This window comes from Pseudomonas sp. KBS0710 (genome assembly GCF_005938045.2).
GTDB lineage: Bacteria > Pseudomonadota > Gammaproteobacteria > Pseudomonadales > Pseudomonadaceae > Aquipseudomonas.
Map to the genome: position 1 here is coordinate 3,931,867 of NZ_VCCF02000001.1, position 16,277 is coordinate 3,948,143.

Consider the following 16,277-nt stretch of genomic DNA (forward strand, 5'->3'; position numbering starts at 1 on the left):
TCTGACAGAACTTAGTTCTGTTTTTCCATTTGTGCACGCAGCAGGTCGCCCAGAGTGGTAGGACCAGCAGAAGGCTCAGTGGAGGCTGGCTTGTCGCGCAGGCTCTGAATGGCTTCTTTCTCTTCGATCTCGTCTTTCGACTTGATGGAGAGCTGGATTACGCGGCTCTTGCGGTCAACGCTGATGATCTTGGCTTCTACTTCCTGGCCTTCTTTCAGAACGTTGCGCGCGTCTTCAACGCGGTCACGGCTGATTTCGGAGGCTTTCAGAGTCGCTTCGATATCGTCGGCCAGAGTGATGATGGCGCCTTTAGCGTCAACTTCTTTCACGATGCCCTTAACGATTGCGCCTTTGTCGTTCTCTTGAACGTACTCGGAGAACGGATCGCTTTCCAGTTGCTTGATACCCAGGGAGATGCGCTCGCGCTCTGGGTCAACCGACAGGATAACGGTGTCCAGCTCGTCGCCCTTCTTGAAACGACGAACAGCTTCTTCGCCAACTTCGTTCCAGGAGATGTCGGACAGGTGAACCAGGCCGTCGATGCCGCCGTCCAGACCAATGAAGATACCGAAATCGGTGATCGACTTGATGGTGCCGGAGATTTTATCGCCCTTGTTGAACTGGCCAGAGAAATCTTCCCATGGGTTAGATTTGCACTGCTTGATGCCCAGGGAGATACGACGACGCTCTTCGTCGATGTCCAGAACCATAACTTCCACTTCGTCGCCGACTTGTACGACTTTCGAAGGGTGGATGTTCTTGTTGGTCCAGTCCATTTCGGAAACGTGTACCAGGCCTTCCACGCCTTCTTCCAGCTCTGCGAAGCAGCCGTAGTCGGTCAGGTTGGTAACACGCGCGGTTACGCGAGTGCTTTCTGGGTAACGAGCTTTGATAGCAACCCATGGATCTTCGCCCAGCTGCTTCAAGCCCAGGGAAACGCGGTTACGCTCACGATCGTACTTCAGAACCTTGACATCGATCTCGTCGCCAACGTTGACGATTTCGGAAGGATGCTTGATACGCTTCCAAGCCATGTCGGTAATGTGCAGCAGGCCATCGACGCCACCCAGATCGACGAATGCGCCGTAATCGGTGAGGTTCTTGACGATACCTTTGACTTGTTGGCCTTCCTGCAGGGATTCCAGCAGAGCTTCACGCTCGGCGGAGTTCTCTGCTTCCAGGACGCTGCGACGGGAAACGACAACGTTGTTGCGCTTCTGGTCGAGCTTGATGACCTTGAATTCGAGTTCTTTGCCTTCCAGGTGCGTGGTGTCGCGCACAGGACGAACGTCGACCAAAGAACCTGGCAGGAACGCACGGATGCCGTTAACGTCGACAGTGAAGCCGCCTTTAACCTTACCGTTGATAACGCCCTTGACCACTTCTTCAGCTGCGAAGGCTGCTTCGAGAACAATCCAGCATTCAGCGCGCTTGGCTTTTTCACGGGACAGCTTGGTTTCACCGAAACCGTCTTCAACCGAGTCCAGAGCAACGTGAACTTCGTCACCGACATTGATAGTCAGATCGCCAGCATCGTTGTAGAACTGTTCCAGCGGGATCAGAGCTTCAGACTTCAGACCAGCGTGAACGGTTACCCAGCGAGCTTGGTAATCGATATCAACGATAACACCGGTGATGATGGAGCCTGCCTGAAGGTTCAGGGTTTTTAGGCTTTCTTCAAAGAGTTCCGCAAAGCTTTCGCTCATTTTAATTCCTGTTGATAAGGGCGAAGAATACGCCCATCTCCACACCCCAGACGGTGTGGGTCAGTTTCAGTTAAAAGAAGCCACCGCAGGACTATGACTGGTCCCCTGCGGCCTTCTTGATCACCCGGCGATATCGCGAATGGCGATTTCACTCAAGATGCGTTCCAGCACCTGCTCGATGGACAACTCCGTGGAATCCAGCTGTATGGCGTCAGCCGCCGGCTTGAGCGGGGCTACCGCACGCTGGGTATCACGCTCATCGCGTGCACGGATCTCATCTAGCAGACTCGACAGACTAACACCATCGACTTTGCCCTTCAACTGCAAGTAACGGCGGCGAGCACGCTCCTCGGCGCTGGCGGTCAGGAAAATCTTCAGCGGCGCCTCGGGAAACACCACCGTACCCATGTCACGGCCATCGGCGACCAGGCCCGGCGGTTCCAGAAACGCCCGCTGGCGCTGCAGCAATGCGTCGCGCACGGCCGGCAGCGCGGCAACCTGGGAGGCCCAGGAACCGACTTGTTCGTTGCGCAGATCATCGGTCACGTCATCACCTTCGAGGATGATGCGCTGCGGATGACCTTCCGTCGCGCCGACGAACTGCACATCAAGGTGCGCCGCCAGCAACTTCAGGGACTCTTCGTTGGTCAGGTCGACGCCATGGTTGCGCGCGGCAAAGGCCAGCAGGCGATACAGCGCGCCGGAGTCCAGCAGGCACCAGCCCAGGCGCTTGGCCAGAATGCCGGCGATCGTGCCTTTGCCCGAGCCGCTTGGCCCGTCGATGGTAATCACCGGTGCTTTGATATTCACAATTGAGCCTCTTGGGCAACACGGATGCCGACGTTGGCACACAGTGTAAGAAAGTTCGGAAAAGATGTAGCTACGTTGGCGCAGTCACGGATACGAATCGGCGCTGTCGCCCGTAGAGAAGCCACGCTGAACGCCATGGCGATGCGGTGATCACCATGAGATTGCACTTCGCCACCGCCCATTGGGCCGCCGTCAATGATAATCCCATCAGGTGTCGGTTCACACTTCACGCCGAGGGCCAACAGACCGTCGGCCATGACCTGGATGCGGTCGGACTCCTTGACCCGCAGTTCTTCGGCGCCACGCAGCACGGTGCGCCCTTCGGCACAGGCCGCCGCCACGAACAACACCGGGAATTCGTCGATCGCCAGCGGCACCAAGGCTTCGGGAATCTCGATGCCTTTTAACTCAGCGGCGCGTACGCGCAGGTCGGCAACCGGCTCACCACCCACTTCACGCGGGTTTTCCAGGGTAATATCCGCGCCCATCAGCCGCAGTATATCGATCACGCCGGTGCGGGTAGGGTTGACGCCCACGTGCTCCAGCAACAACTCGGAGCCTTCGGCAATGGAAGCCGCCACCAGGAAGAACGCCGAAGAGGAAATATCCCCCGGCACTTCTATATGGGTAGCCGTCAATGCGTGGCCCGATTCGACAGACGCGGTAGCCCCCGCCACGGCAACCGGATAACCAAAGCCGCGCAACATCCGCTCGGTATGGTCACGGGTCGGCGCAGGCTCGGTCACTGAGGTTTTGCCCTCGGCATACAACCCGGCCAGCAACAGGCAGGACTTCACCTGTGCACTGGCCATCGGCATCGAATAATTCAGGCCCTTGAGCGCCTGGCCACCTCGAATCGTCAGCGGTGGACGCCCTTCCGGCCCGGTTTCGATCACTGCCCCCATTTCCCGCAGCGGCTTGGCCACGCGGTTCATCGGGCGTTTGGACAACGACGCATCACCGGTCAACACACTGTCAAAGCGCTGCGCCGCGAGCAACCCGGACAGCAACCGCATCGACGTGCCGGAGTTACCCAGGTAGATCGGCCCCGGCGCCGGCTGCAAACCGTGCAAACCCACACCATGGATCGTCACGCGCCCATGGTGCGGCCCTTCAATGACCACACCCATGTCACGAAACGCCTGCAAGGTTGCCAAGGCATCTTCGCCTTCGAGGAAACCTTCGACTTCGGTCACGCCGTCGGCCAATGAGCCCAGCATGATCGACCGATGGGAGATCGACTTGTCGCCCGGCACCCGGATCTGCCCGCTCAAGCGGCCACCCGGGCTGGCGAGAAAAGTCTGCTCATCGGCGTTCACAGCGGTTTCCATGTAGGCCCGGCGCGCCAGGATCTTGCTGAAATGCTCACGCGCCACTCGCGCACGGGTGAACACGCCCAATAATTGATGGCCATCCCCCGCATCCACCGCATCGCGCAAGGCGTCGAGGTCACTGCGGAAGGTGTCCAGGGTGCGCAACACCGCTTCGCGATTGGCGAGGAAGATGTCGTGCCACATCACCGGGTCACTGCCGGCAATCCGCGTGAAATCACGGAAGCCGCCGGCGGCGTAACGGAAAATCTCAAGGTTTTCGTTGCGCTTGGCCAAAGAATCCACCAAGCCAAAGGCCAGCAAGTGCGGCAAATGGCTGGTCGCCGCCAACACTTCGTCGTGGCGCTCAACCTGCATGTGCTCGACATCCGCGCCCAACTCGCGCCACAGGCGATCCACCACCGCCAAGGCCGCCGGCTCGGTCTGCTCAAGCGGTGTCAGAATCACCTTATGGCGGCGGAACAACTGCGCATTGGACGCCTCGACGCCGCTCTGCTCGGAACCGGCAATCGGATGGCCCGGGACAAAACGCGCCGGCATGCCACCAAACGCGAGTTTGGCGGCGCGCACCACATTGCCTTTGGCACTGCCGACGTCCGTGAGGATCGCTTGCCCAAGGTCCATGTCGGCCAACAAGGCCAGCAACTTCTCCATCGCCAGGATCGGCACCGCGAGCTGGATCACATCCGCGCCCTGGCACGCCAGCGCCAGATCTGCCTCACAGCGGTCCACCACGCCCAGCTCCACCGCCAGCTTGCGCGATTGCGGGTCCAGGTCCACACCGACCACCTCGCCACACAGCCCGCTTTCACGCAGGCCTTTGGCGAAGGAGCCGCCGATCAACCCCAGGCCGACCACCACCAGGCGACCGATCATAGGCACAGCAGGTTGCAATGCAGTGACATCAACCACGAGCCAGAACCTTGGCCAACGCCTCCAGGAAGCGGCTGTTTTCAGCCGGCAAGCCAATGGTGATACGCAGGTGGTTCGGCATGCCGTAGTTGGCCACCGGGCGCACGATCACGCCTTCGCGCAGCAGCCCTTGGAACACAGGAGCTGCTACCTGGCCCAGATCGACACAAATGAAGTTGCCCTTGGAAGGAATCCAGCCCAGGCCCAGCTCACGGAAACCTTCCTGCAGCTGCAACATGCCGCTTTCGTTGATGCGCCGGCCTTCTTCCAGGTATTCGACATCCTTGACCGCCGCACACGCCGCCGCCAACGCCAGGCTATTGACGTTGAACGGCTGGCGCACACGGTTGAGCACATCGGCAACCACCGCGGTGGACAAGCCGTAGCCCACGCGCAGCGATGCCAGGCCATAGGCCTTGGAGAAAGTGCGCGACACCAGCAGGTTCGGATAAGCCGCCAGGAAGTCCAGGCCGTCCGGCAGGTCGCTGCCTTCGGCGTACTCGATGTAGGCCTCGTCCAGCACCACCAGCACATGCTCGGGCACGTCTTGCAGGAAGTCGTTCAGCGCCTGGGCGTCGAACCAGGTACCGGTCGGGTTGTTCGGGTTGGCGATAAACACTACGCGTGTTTGCGCGTCGATGGCCGCCAGCATGGCCGGCAGGTCATGGCCCCAATCCTTGGCAGGAATGATGCGGGCGTCAGCGCCCACAGCCTGGGTCACGATCGGGTAGACGGCGAACGCGTGCTCGCTGAACACCGCATTCAAGCCCGGCGCCAGGTACGCACGGCCAACCAGCTCAAGAATATCGTTGGAACCGTTGCCCAAAGTGACTTGGTTCAGTTCGACGCGGCAGTTCTCGGCCAGCAACGACTTGAGGGCGAAGCCATTACCGTCCGGGTAGCGGGTCAGTTCGGTCAATTCTTCACGAATTGCCGCCAGCACCTTGGGGCTTGGGCCCAACGGGTTTTCGTTACTGGCCAGCTTTACGATCTTCGACGGGTCCAGGTTCAACTCACGCGCCAGCTCGTCCACAGGCTTGCCTGGAACGTAAGGCGACAGTTGTTGCACGCCCGGCTGAGCCAGGGCGAGGAAGTTGCCACTCATGTTAAAGCCTCACAAAACCGCTTTCGGGTAAGAGCCCAGCACCTTGAGTGCCACGGCTTCCTGACTGATTTTCTCCAGCACACCTTTGACCAGTGGGTCGCGGTGATGGCCGATGAAGTCGATAAAGAACACATACGTCCATTTACCGCTGCGCGAAGGGCGAGTTTCGATGCGCGTCAGGTCAATCCCGTTATCGTGGAACGGCACCAGCAGCTCATGCAGCGCACCGGGCTTGTTGCTCATGGAGACGATGATCGAGGTCTTGTCGTCGCCGGTGGGCGGCACTTCCTGGCTGCCGATCATCAAGAAGCGCGTGGAGTTATCCGGGCGGTCTTCGATTTTTTCGGCCAGGCGTGTCAGGCCATACAGGCCCGCAGCCATGTCACCGGCGATGGCCGCCGAATTCCACTCACCCTTGACCCGCTTGGCCGCTTCGGCGTTGCTGGACACCGCCACGCGCTCGACATTCGGGTAATGTGCGTCCAACCACTTGCGGCACTGGGCCAGCGATTGGGCGTGGGAGTAGATACGGCTGATGCTGTCGGTCTTGGTGTTCTCACCCACCAGCAGGTGGTGGTGGATACGCAGCTCAACTTCGCCGCAGATCACCATGTCGTGCTCAAGGAAGCTGTCCAGTGTGTGGTTGACCGCGCCTTCGGTGGAGTTTTCCACCGGCACCACGCCAAAATTCACCGCACCGGCCGCTACTTCGCGGAACACTTCGTCGATGGCCGCCATCGGCTTGCTGATCACCGCGTGGCCGAAGTGCTTCATGGCCGCCGCCTGGGTGAAAGTGCCTTCCGGGCCGAGGTAGGCCACTTTCAGCGGCTGCTCCAGCGCCAGGCACGACGACATGATTTCACGGAACAACCGCGCCATCTCTTCGTTGCCCAACGGGCCTTTGTTGCGTTCCATCACACGCTTGAGTACCTGTGCCTCGCGCTCAGGCCGGTAGAACACCGGCACTTCGCCTTCGGCCAGGGACGCCATCTTCACGCGGGCGACTTCCTGGGCGCAGCGCGCACGCTCACTGATCAGCTCAAGGACTTTCTCGTCCAGGCTGTCGATGCGTACACGCAGAGCCTTGAGTTCTTGCTCAGACATTAGCCGTGTTCCTTTTCGAACTCTGCCATGTAGGCAACCAGCGCGTTGATCGCGTGGATGTCGACAGCGTTGTAGATGGAGGCGCGCATGCCACCGACCGAACGGTGACCCTTGAGGTTCAACAGGCCGCGTGCGTCGGCACCGGCCAGGAATGGCGTGTCCAGGCGGTCATCAGCCAGACGGAACGGCACGTTCATCCACGAGCGGTCGGTGAGGTTGATCGGGTTGCTGTACAAACCGCTGGCGTCGATGAAGTCGTACAGGGTGCGCTTCTTCTCTTCGTTCAGCTTGCCCATGGCGGCCACACCGCCCTGCTCCTTCAGCCACTCGAACACCAGGCCGGAGAGGTACCAGGCGAAAGCCGGTGGCGTGTTGTACATCGAGCCGTTATCGGCCGCGACCTTGTAGTTGAGCATGGTCGGGCACAGCGAACGCGCACGACCCAGCAGGTCTTCGCGGATGATGTTGACCAGGATGCCGCTCGGGCCGATGTTCTTCTGCGCACCGGCGTAGATCATGCCGTATTTGGACACATCGATCGGGCGCGAGAGGATGTCCGAAGACATGTCGCACACCAACGGCACGTCGCCCACTTCCGGCACCCAGTCAAACTCCAGGCCGCCAATGGTCTCGTTGGCGACGTAGTGAACGTAGGCCGCGTCTTTCGACAGCTTCCACTCGTTCTGGCCGGGAATGGCGAAGTAATCGTAAGGCTTGGCGGTGCCGGCCACATTGACGTGACCGTAGCGCGAAGCCTCTTCAATCGCCTTCTGGCCCCAGATACCGGTGTCGATGTAGTCGGCAGTGCCGTCTTCGGGCAACAGGTTCAGCGGGATTTGGGCGAACTGCTGGCTCGCGCCGCCTTGCAGGAACAGTACTTTGTAGTTGGAAGGGATGCCCAGCAAGTCGCGCAGATCCTGCTCGGCCTTGGTGGCGATGGACACAAACTCATCGCTGCGATGGCTCATTTCCATCACGGAGAGGCCTTTTCCATGCCAGTCGAGGAGTTCACCCTGCGCACGCTGCAGGACTGCTTCAGGAAGCGCCGCGGGACCGGCACAGAAGTTATAGGCTCTCTTGCTCACATCCAATCTCACTCTGATCTGGTGGTAGTCACGCAAACATATCAGCCGACACCCGATCCAATGTGGGAGCGGGCTTGCTCGCGAAAGCGATCCAACAGGCGACATCTCTGGTGAATGTCAGTCCGCTTTCGCGAGCAAGCCCGCTCCCACACTAGATCTCCATGGCTGTCGATATTTCCATACGGACAAACAACAAGGGGGCGAATCTTCATCCGCCCCCTGTGTGTCCGCTTATTCCTGCGGTTCTTCTTCGTCTGCGGCAGCATCGAGGGTTGGCTCGTCGACGTTGTCATCGCCGGCTGCGATCACCTCGCCATCGAATACCGCACCGTCTTCGCCTTCAAGCTCTTCGCCTTCGACTTCCGATGGCTCCTGGACGCGCTCCAGGCCTACCAGCGTTTCGTCGCTGGCCAGCTTGATCAGCGTCACGCCCTGGGTGTTACGGCCCAGGCTCGACACTTCAGCCACACGGGTACGCACCAGAGTGCCCTGGTCGGAAATCAGCATGATCTCCTCACCATCAAGCACTTGCACCGCGCCAACCAGACGGCCGTTGCGGTCGTTGCTGACCATGGCGATCACGCCCTGGCCGCCACGTTTGTACTCCGGGAACTCGCTGATGGCGGTGCGCTTGCCATAACCACGCGCCGAAGCGGTGAGGATCTGGCTGCCTTCTTCCGGGATCAGCATCGAAATCAGCTTTTGCCCTTCAGGCAGACGCATGCCGCGCACACCGCGGGCGGTACGGCCCATGGCGCGAACGTCGGATTCCTTGAAGCGTGTCACTTTGCCGCCGTCGGAGAACAGCATGACTTCACGCTCGCCATCGGTGATGGCAGCGGAGATCAGTACGTCACCTTCGTCCAGCTCCAGGGCGATCAGGCCCACGCTGCGCTGACGGCTGAAGGATTCCAGCGGGGTCTTCTTCACGGTGCCTTTGGCGGTGGCCATGAAGATGAAGTGACCTTCGGTGTATTCCTCGACTGGCAGCATGGTGGTGATGTACTCATCACTGTCCAGCGGCAGCAGGTTGACCAGCGGACGACCACGGGCAGCGCGGGAGGCTTCCGGAATCTCGTAGGTCTTGAGCCAGTACACCTTGCCTTTGCTGGAGAACAGCAACAGCGTGGTGTGGCTGTTGGCAACCAGCAGGTGAGCGATGTAGTCCTCATCCTTCACGCCGGTAGCCGACTTACCCTTACCGCCACGACGCTGAGCCTGGTACGCCGCCAATGGCTGGGTCTTGGCGTAGCCACCGTGGGAGATGGTCACCACACGTTCTTCTTCGGGGATCATGTCACCCAGGGTCAGGTCCAGGCGCGCATCGAGGATTTCGGTGCGGCGCACATCGCCGTATTCGGCGCGGATCACTTCCAGTTCTTCGCGGATCACTTCCATCAGGCGCACAGCGCTGTTGAGGATGCGGATCAGCTCGCCGATCTGGTTGAGAATCTCCTGGTACTCGGCCAGCAGTTTCTCGTGTTCCAGGCCGGTCAAGCGGTGCAGACGCAGTTCCAGGATGGCCTGGGCCTGTTCCGGCGACAGGAAGTACTTGCCGTCACGCAGGCCGTATTGCGGGTCCAGGGTCTCCGGGCGGCACGAATCGGCACCGGCACGTTCAACCATCGCCACGACGGCGCTGGATTCCCACGGCATCTTGATCAGGGCTTCCTTGGCTTCCGACGGCGTCGGCGAAGCCTTGATCAGCGCGATCACCGGGTCGATGTTCGACAGCGCTACCGCCTGGCCTTCCAGGATGTGGCCGCGCTCGCGGGCCTTGCGCAGTTCGAACACGGTGCGGCGGGTGACCACTTCGCGGCGGTGACGCACGAAGGCTTCGAGCAGGTCCTTGAGGTTCAGGATGCGCGGGCGACCGTCGATCAGGGCCACCACGTTGATACCAAACACGCTTTGCAGCTGGGTCTGGGCGTAGAGGTTGTTGAGGATCACCTCAGGCACTTCGCCACGACGCAGCTCGATCACCACGCGCATACCGTCCTTGTCAGACTCGTCGCGCAGTTCGGTGATGCCTTCCAGCTTCTTCTCTTTAACCAGCTCGGCGATCTTCTCGATCAGACGCGCCTTGTTCAACTGGTAAGGCAGTTCGGTGATGACGATCTGCTGGCGGCCACCGACCTTGTCGATGTCTTCGATCATCGAGCGGGCACGCATATAAATGCGGCCACGGCCGGTGCGGTAGGCTTCGATGATGCCGGCACGACCGTTGATGATCGCGGCGGTCGGGAAGTCCGGACCGGGGATGTATTGCATCAGCTCGTCGACGGTCAGCTCAGGGTTGTCGATGAGGGCCAGGCAACCGTCGATGACTTCACCGAGGTTGTGCGGCGGGATGTTGGTGGCCATGCCCACGGCGATACCGCTGGAGCCGTTGACCAGCAGGTTGGGAATACGGGTAGGCATGACGGCCGGGATCATTTCGGTGCCGTCGTAGTTCGGCACCCAGTCCACGGTTTCTTTGTGCAGGTCGGCCAGCAGCTCGTGCGCCAGCTTGGTCATGCGCACTTCGGTGTATCGCATGGCCGCAGCGTTGTCGCCGTCGACCGAACCGAAGTTGCCCTGGCCGTCTACCAGCAGGTAGCGCAGGGAAAACGGCTGGGCCATCCGAACGATGGTGTCGTACACCGCAGTGTCGCCGTGAGGGTGATACTTACCGATCACGTCACCGACAACACGGGCAGATTTCTTGTACGGCTTGTTCCAGTCGTTACCCAGCTCGCTCATCGCGAACAGCACACGCCGGTGCACGGGCTTCAAGCCATCGCGCGCATCAGGCAGTGCCCGACCGACAATTACGCTCATCGCGTAGTCGAGGTAGGACTGTTTCAGCTCGTCTTCGATATTGACCGGGAGGATTTCTTTGGCCAGTTCGCCCATGAGAAGCCTGATTCCTTTTTCGGGTGAAACCTCGTCGCATCCATATGGGACGAACGAAGCTCGCCGTTGCCGGCACGGTGCCTGACGACGACTTACGACAAATCAACGAGTTATGACACGGATCTGCACGTTATGGGCCACCCCTTGGGGTGGCCCTGGAAACCGCCGGATGTTATCACAATCGCCGCCACGCACCTATCCCCCTGATGCGCAAGGTAAGTAGTTAGTTGACCAGTGACAGGCTTAATGGGGCCGAGAGGCGCTCTGAGGCTAACGACATACAAATTCAGGCGCGAATTCCGAGCATTTCGTTACGCGGAAGGCCCCTCGGGCAGACGCGGCGCGGAAAGGCTCACGTCCCATTCAATCTCCACATCGGGTCGAAACCCACCCCACAGGCCACTGCGCTGGCCAGGTGCCCTGACCACCGTGGGCTGACCCGCTTTGGCATTTTTGATTCTTACGCCAATCGCCCCCATAAGCTCGGCAATCCCGGGAACGCCATCAGCGGTGTTCGTGTGCCTGGCCCCTACCCATGCTATCCACTTACCTCCGTCGACCGGGTGATATTTCTCAATCTGGCGCACAGCAAAGTAGTTCATCTCGTTCAGACGGACCGACATGTCTATAGAAGGCTGTAAAGTGTAACGATCCCTGTGCAGCGTCAAACAATCATCGTCCAGCCCCCGAACGTTCATTCCGCGAGACCGAGCCAACCTTTTTACTGTATTGCGACCAGTCGTGGACGCAGGCGCAATATGGAGCTGGGAGCGCCAAGTGGCGTGACTGCCTTCAATATAGAGCGTGCGAAAACCCCGGTCATAGAGCGCCTGCATCTTATCTTTGAAAAACGCAATACTGGCTATTTCGTCGTGGTTTTCCCCCAGCACCAAGCCCACGACCTGTTCAGGCCAGGCGTCAAGCAAGTCATCCACCGTTGCCAACGGGGGTAAAGCGAGAGGGGCGGGGCGCGGAGGCAGCACTCGCGAATTGAAGAACCGTCGCCAATCCCGGGCAAACCAGGCGTCATAATATTCGATTGATGCCTGAGATAAACTCTCCCTACCATGGGCATTCATTGAGTAGTCCCCGGTGAGCAAATACTCCTCACCGGGCAGATCAAGGGCCTGACGGGAAGCCCCCCTACCCCCGCCCTTAACTCCGACCGGTCGCCACCGCCCATTACCGGCAGCATACAAAAAGCCGATCTCACGGCGCCCATGCGCATCGACGACCTGCACGGCCAAGCCTGCGCTCTCGTAAAGTTTGAAATCACTCTTGATGCGAAAGACCACTGCCTTGCCTTGAGCATCTACGGGTCGAATCAGGTATTCACCCGCTGATGTACGATAAATACCCCTGCTATTGGGCACCAATCCTCTTAGCAATCCAGCCGCTTCCTTCTCAGGCACAGCCGAAGCTTTCCAGGCGAGTGGAATGAGTGAGTCCAGGGTTTCCGGCGTGGGCAAGTGCAACAGAGGCCGCGTGCGCACAGCCAAATGCTCGAGAGACGAAGACCGTGACGCCAAGGGTTTGACCCCAAGAAGCTCGACGCTGTCTGTCGCCGATTGCATGCGCAGCCAACGCTTCCCAAGCCCTTCACGCACGAGCAACCCCGGAATAGCCTCCCCACGTTCACGAAAAGCCAGCAGCGACGTGTGCGACAAACGCCTCCAATAACCTGGAATCGAAGAGAGCCAATGCCAGCCCCACGGCAGCATATCCATCAGCGCCCCCACCACCTCTATCCCAAACATCACCTTATTAAATGTCGATTGAAGGCTGACTTGCTCGTTGGTGACGGAGCCCCGTTGCGCAAGCTCCATCAAACGTAAAATCTGCAAATAGTACATGCTCTGCAACAAGGATCCTTCACAGGTCACCCGCCGCACTATCAAAGGTGGCAGGCGCTCTTGAACCGGCGAGACATCGGACAAAAATAACGAGAAGATGGAATCGAGCCCCGTGAGGTATAAACCTAAACGGGCCACAGGCTCGATAACCTGCGGGGACCTGACACACAATCGCGCCAAAAAATAGGCTTGCCATTGCGGCATCCCGAGCAGCGCTATCAACTCAGCCTCGTCGCGCAGCTCACGCAAGTCCAGCCCGTCCGGCGCTTCGGGCGTGTAAAGTACCCATTCGGCTACTTCAGCGGCCGAAATCACGACTACCCCCTGTACCCATTGGCTTCCGCCCCGCTCCGGTGCGACATAAGGCGTTCCCAACATCAGGAAACTGGCCTCGATCCCGCACCCGTCCACCTGTGGCCGACCTTGCGCCCCCCACGACCCCAGCACCGCCGCCACCCATTGTTCAGCGCGTTTTTTTGCAGAATCGTTGGCCGACACAACGCTATAGGCTGCCGGATTGAGGCGCGCCGATTCAGCGGCGTATTCCCACAACGCGGCATTGGCCGACATCCAAGTCTGTGCCAACTGGCTGGCCTGTGCAGATATTGCAGGTGGCGCGAACGTTTTGTTGAGAATATCTCGGCAATAATGATGGCCGGCGTTGATATCCCGCACCCACAGCTCAATCGTTTCGCGTGGCAGTTGAAGCGCCTCGCCACGTGCATCGACCACCCGCCGCCCGTCAGCATAAGTCACGTAGGCCCCCATACTGACACTCGAAGTCCATGAGAGGCTTCCCTCCCAAGGCTTGAGATTTTTCAGTGCCAGATCAGTCAAGCTCATGCGTTCGATCGTGACGCGCTCAATAGGATCTTTAACACCAGGGGCAGGCACTTGGTTGACCCTTACCCTTTCCGAGCGAGTGACGATGACCGTGTCCGGATCAATCATCTCCACCGAGGTGCCTGGTAAACCTCGCGCTTCTAGAACGCTGCGCAACTTGCCCCTCAGCTTCTGCCGGGTATACGTGAGCAGTGAGGGAACCGCCCCAAGCAATACCGACAAAGCCTGGTTTTTTTCCTGTACGACCAATGCCAACGCCTGCAAGCGCAATTGATCCTGCGCAGACAGTGCTTTTTGCCACGGCGGCATCATCGACGCCTCCAACACCCGATTACGCGCCATGAAAGCCGTCGATGTATCCAGTTGAGGCGCCAGATCAATGGCCGTATTTACCACCCCGGGACGCAATTGATTTTTGGCGCTAAGCGCATGCCGCAGGTCTTGACGCTGTTTCGCCAGCAGCGCTTGAGTTCCGTCAGCAACGAAGTCCTCCGTAATTGCATCAGGGGCAAGTGCAAACAGCGCGGCCCACTGATCTGTTTGCTTCTCACGTACTTCGACCGACAGATTGTCAGCCAGCAAGGCACCCTCCACGCCACCGTCATCAAGTCGCCGGGCGAGTTCGGCATAAAGCGCACCAAGGTCGCAAAACTCCTCAAACCCTTGAGTAATAGTCCATAGAACCAAAGGGCCCGTCGGTGGGCTGGCACTTTCAGGGCTCAATATGAACGCGGTGGCAAACCTTCCTCCATCAGTCAAAGCCAAACGGTATACCTGGGGCCGCGCAGAGCCTGGAAACGCCAACGCACGGGCAGCAGAGGTAGGGAATTTCAATACATTGTCGATCAGCTCACGGCTGGCCGGGGTCAAAGTACCGTCTACTGTGCGCAGAGCCGACTCGGTCGCCAGCGTTTGTTTGCGCAATCGAGTCAGCAACTCCATGCGCAGCCCGCGACCTTTCTGAAACGTATTCCAGAACTCACTCAGCAACATCGGGAACTCTTGTTTCAGCGCTGTCGCCAGACCGCCCAGCGTGCCAACCTGATCAAGCCTGTACTCTTCACTCAAGGTGTCGGGCTCAACGTAATAATATTCCCCAACGCGATCATCGACGTCTGCCCCCACCCCCAATAACCTGCCAAGCCTCGACTCCAATGTGTGAGACTCGGACGGCTGCTCCACCCCGTGTTGATCAAGCCGGGAACGGGTGAAATAAATCCGTTGCGGACTGACAGGCCCAGTGAAACCTGGAAACAGTTTTCTCAACTGCTGCTGGAAGAACGCATCAAATTCAGGCACTCCCTCGAGCAACTTATCCACCAACGCGTTCAGCTTGGATAGTTGTCCAATCAAATTGTGCTGCTGATCGCCGACCGAAAGGTCGACCGACGGCAAAACCGGCAACGTATCAGGGCGCAGCGGCCGGCTGAGCAAGTCCGCCGGCAAGCCTGTCGGCAGCGCCAGCACCTGCGAAACGCGGGCATTGATACCTGGCCGCAAGGGCAAGAAAGCTGCCCGCAAATTCACCTGTTGCTGGGCCAACTTCTCATCCAGAACCTGCCCCAGCAGAGAGCCGTGAGCATCGGGCGACATTTCAACCAGTGTCCAACTTGCCTGCCCGCTCCTGCACAAAGCTTGCATAGACTCAAGATCGGGCATGGCAAGGTTCGCAAGGATTTCATCGCAACCTCCCGCGGTCCCCCATCGCACGCTGAGAGCATTGAGCAGCGCTATTGTGCTGGCAAACTCTTCCAGGCCACGCTGCGGGGTGTAAAGCAACAACGGCCGGCTGCCGGGCAACTCTCCCACCCCACCCAACACAAACGCGCCTGCCAGATTAATGGCCTGCTTCGCACCTTCGACCACCAATCGATATGCCGCCACTTGGGATACAGGGGAGTCGAGCTGCAACTGACTTCCTACCAGACCGTGCACCAGCTCCACACCTGCGGCGGTGAGGCCCGTGTCCGGATGCGCCAGGTTGTCGGCCCGACGCAACGCCGCTTCCTCGGCCAGTTCGCCACACCGATAACGAAGCCAGGTGTCGCGCATGGTCAATTCATTGCCTTGAAGAACAGGGTTGCGCCAGAAGCGGCTCAACATTTGGCTGAAATTCTCGACCAACGCCTGAATGTGGCGATTAACTAAATCAGCAAAAAACCCAGGTTCAACGCCAGTCAGTCTCTGGGCAACTGCCGCGTCAGTAACCTGAGAAAAACCAGTTATACGCGCACTCTCCAGAACAGAGCCGGACTCCAGAACATCCCGCACAGCCTGCGTCATTGAGCGCTGCGCTGCACCGGGAGGCATGTCCTCAATCAGCAAAATCGTGTCTGGATCAAGGCGACGACCAACAAATACATAATCCAGCGCCTGCTGAAACGTTTCCCGACTGACGCGCTCCAGGGAAGGTTGACTGCGCACCAGGCGCTCGCTGAACGCGCATTCGGTTTGCAGTTGTTGGAGATGCCAGGCTCGGCTGGGAACGGGGAGAACGCCGATCAGCGCACGTTCGTCAATAAGCGGATAAATCGATGGTGGAGATAGCAGGGTAGACATGAATCAGCGTCCCAAAAGTGATCAATGGGCCATCTCCACATCGCTCTGCTCCACGACCAAGGCGCTCGCAATTC

8 protein-coding genes are annotated in these 16,277 nt (G+C 59.3%); all 8 read right to left on the reverse strand.

All coding sequences use genetic code 11. The features are described from left to right. Positions 1 to 11: 11 nt before the first annotated feature. The 8 genes from rpsA to FFI16_RS17900 all read right to left on the reverse strand — a co-directional run bounded on the left by rpsA (position 12) and on the right by FFI16_RS17900 (position 16,203). Complete coding sequence (gene rpsA, locus FFI16_RS17865; protein ID WP_138816141.1) at positions 12 to 1,706, reverse strand: 30S ribosomal protein S1; 1,695 nt, start codon at positions 1,704 to 1,706, stop codon at positions 12 to 14. Positions 1,707 to 1,826: 120 nt separating this feature from the next. Beyond that, positions 1,827 to 2,516 (reverse strand): (d)CMP kinase, encoded by a 690-nt coding sequence (gene cmk, locus FFI16_RS17870; protein WP_138816142.1) that lies wholly within the window; start codon positions 2,514 to 2,516, stop codon positions 1,827 to 1,829. Beyond that, entirely contained in the window at positions 2,513 to 4,723 is a 2,211-nt protein-coding gene (locus tag FFI16_RS17875) for a bifunctional prephenate dehydrogenase/3-phosphoshikimate 1-carboxyvinyltransferase (RefSeq protein ID WP_256666302.1), read from the reverse strand. Before FFI16_RS17875 ends, cmk begins: the two co-directional genes overlap by 4 nt. Before the next feature lie 28 nt (positions 4,724 to 4,751). Continuing rightward, positions 4,752 to 5,864: a histidinol-phosphate transaminase gene (gene hisC, locus FFI16_RS17880; protein WP_138816144.1), complete on the reverse strand. Its 1,113-nt coding sequence runs from the start codon at positions 5,862 to 5,864 to the stop codon at positions 4,752 to 4,754. Between the two features lie 9 nt (positions 5,865 to 5,873). Continuing rightward, positions 5,874 to 6,968: a prephenate dehydratase gene (gene pheA, locus FFI16_RS17885; RefSeq protein ID WP_003172650.1), complete on the reverse strand. Its 1,095-nt coding sequence runs from the start codon at positions 6,966 to 6,968 to the stop codon at positions 5,874 to 5,876. Further along, entirely contained in the window at positions 6,968 to 8,053 is a 1,086-nt protein-coding gene (gene serC, locus FFI16_RS17890) for a 3-phosphoserine/phosphohydroxythreonine transaminase (protein ID WP_138816145.1), read from the reverse strand. Before serC ends, pheA begins: the two co-directional genes overlap by 1 nt. A gap of 231 nt (positions 8,054 to 8,284) precedes the next feature. After that, positions 8,285 to 10,948: a DNA gyrase subunit A gene (gene gyrA, locus FFI16_RS17895; RefSeq protein WP_138816146.1), complete on the reverse strand. Its 2,664-nt coding sequence runs from the start codon at positions 10,946 to 10,948 to the stop codon at positions 8,285 to 8,287. A 311-nt stretch (positions 10,949 to 11,259) separates the two neighbouring features. After that, the gene (locus tag FFI16_RS17900) at positions 11,260 to 16,203 is read right to left on the reverse strand and encodes a membrane-targeted effector domain-containing toxin (RefSeq protein ID WP_138816147.1); all 4,944 of its coding nucleotides are present in this window, start codon (positions 16,201 to 16,203) and stop codon (positions 11,260 to 11,262) included. Between the last annotated feature and the right edge of the window lie 74 nt (positions 16,204 to 16,277).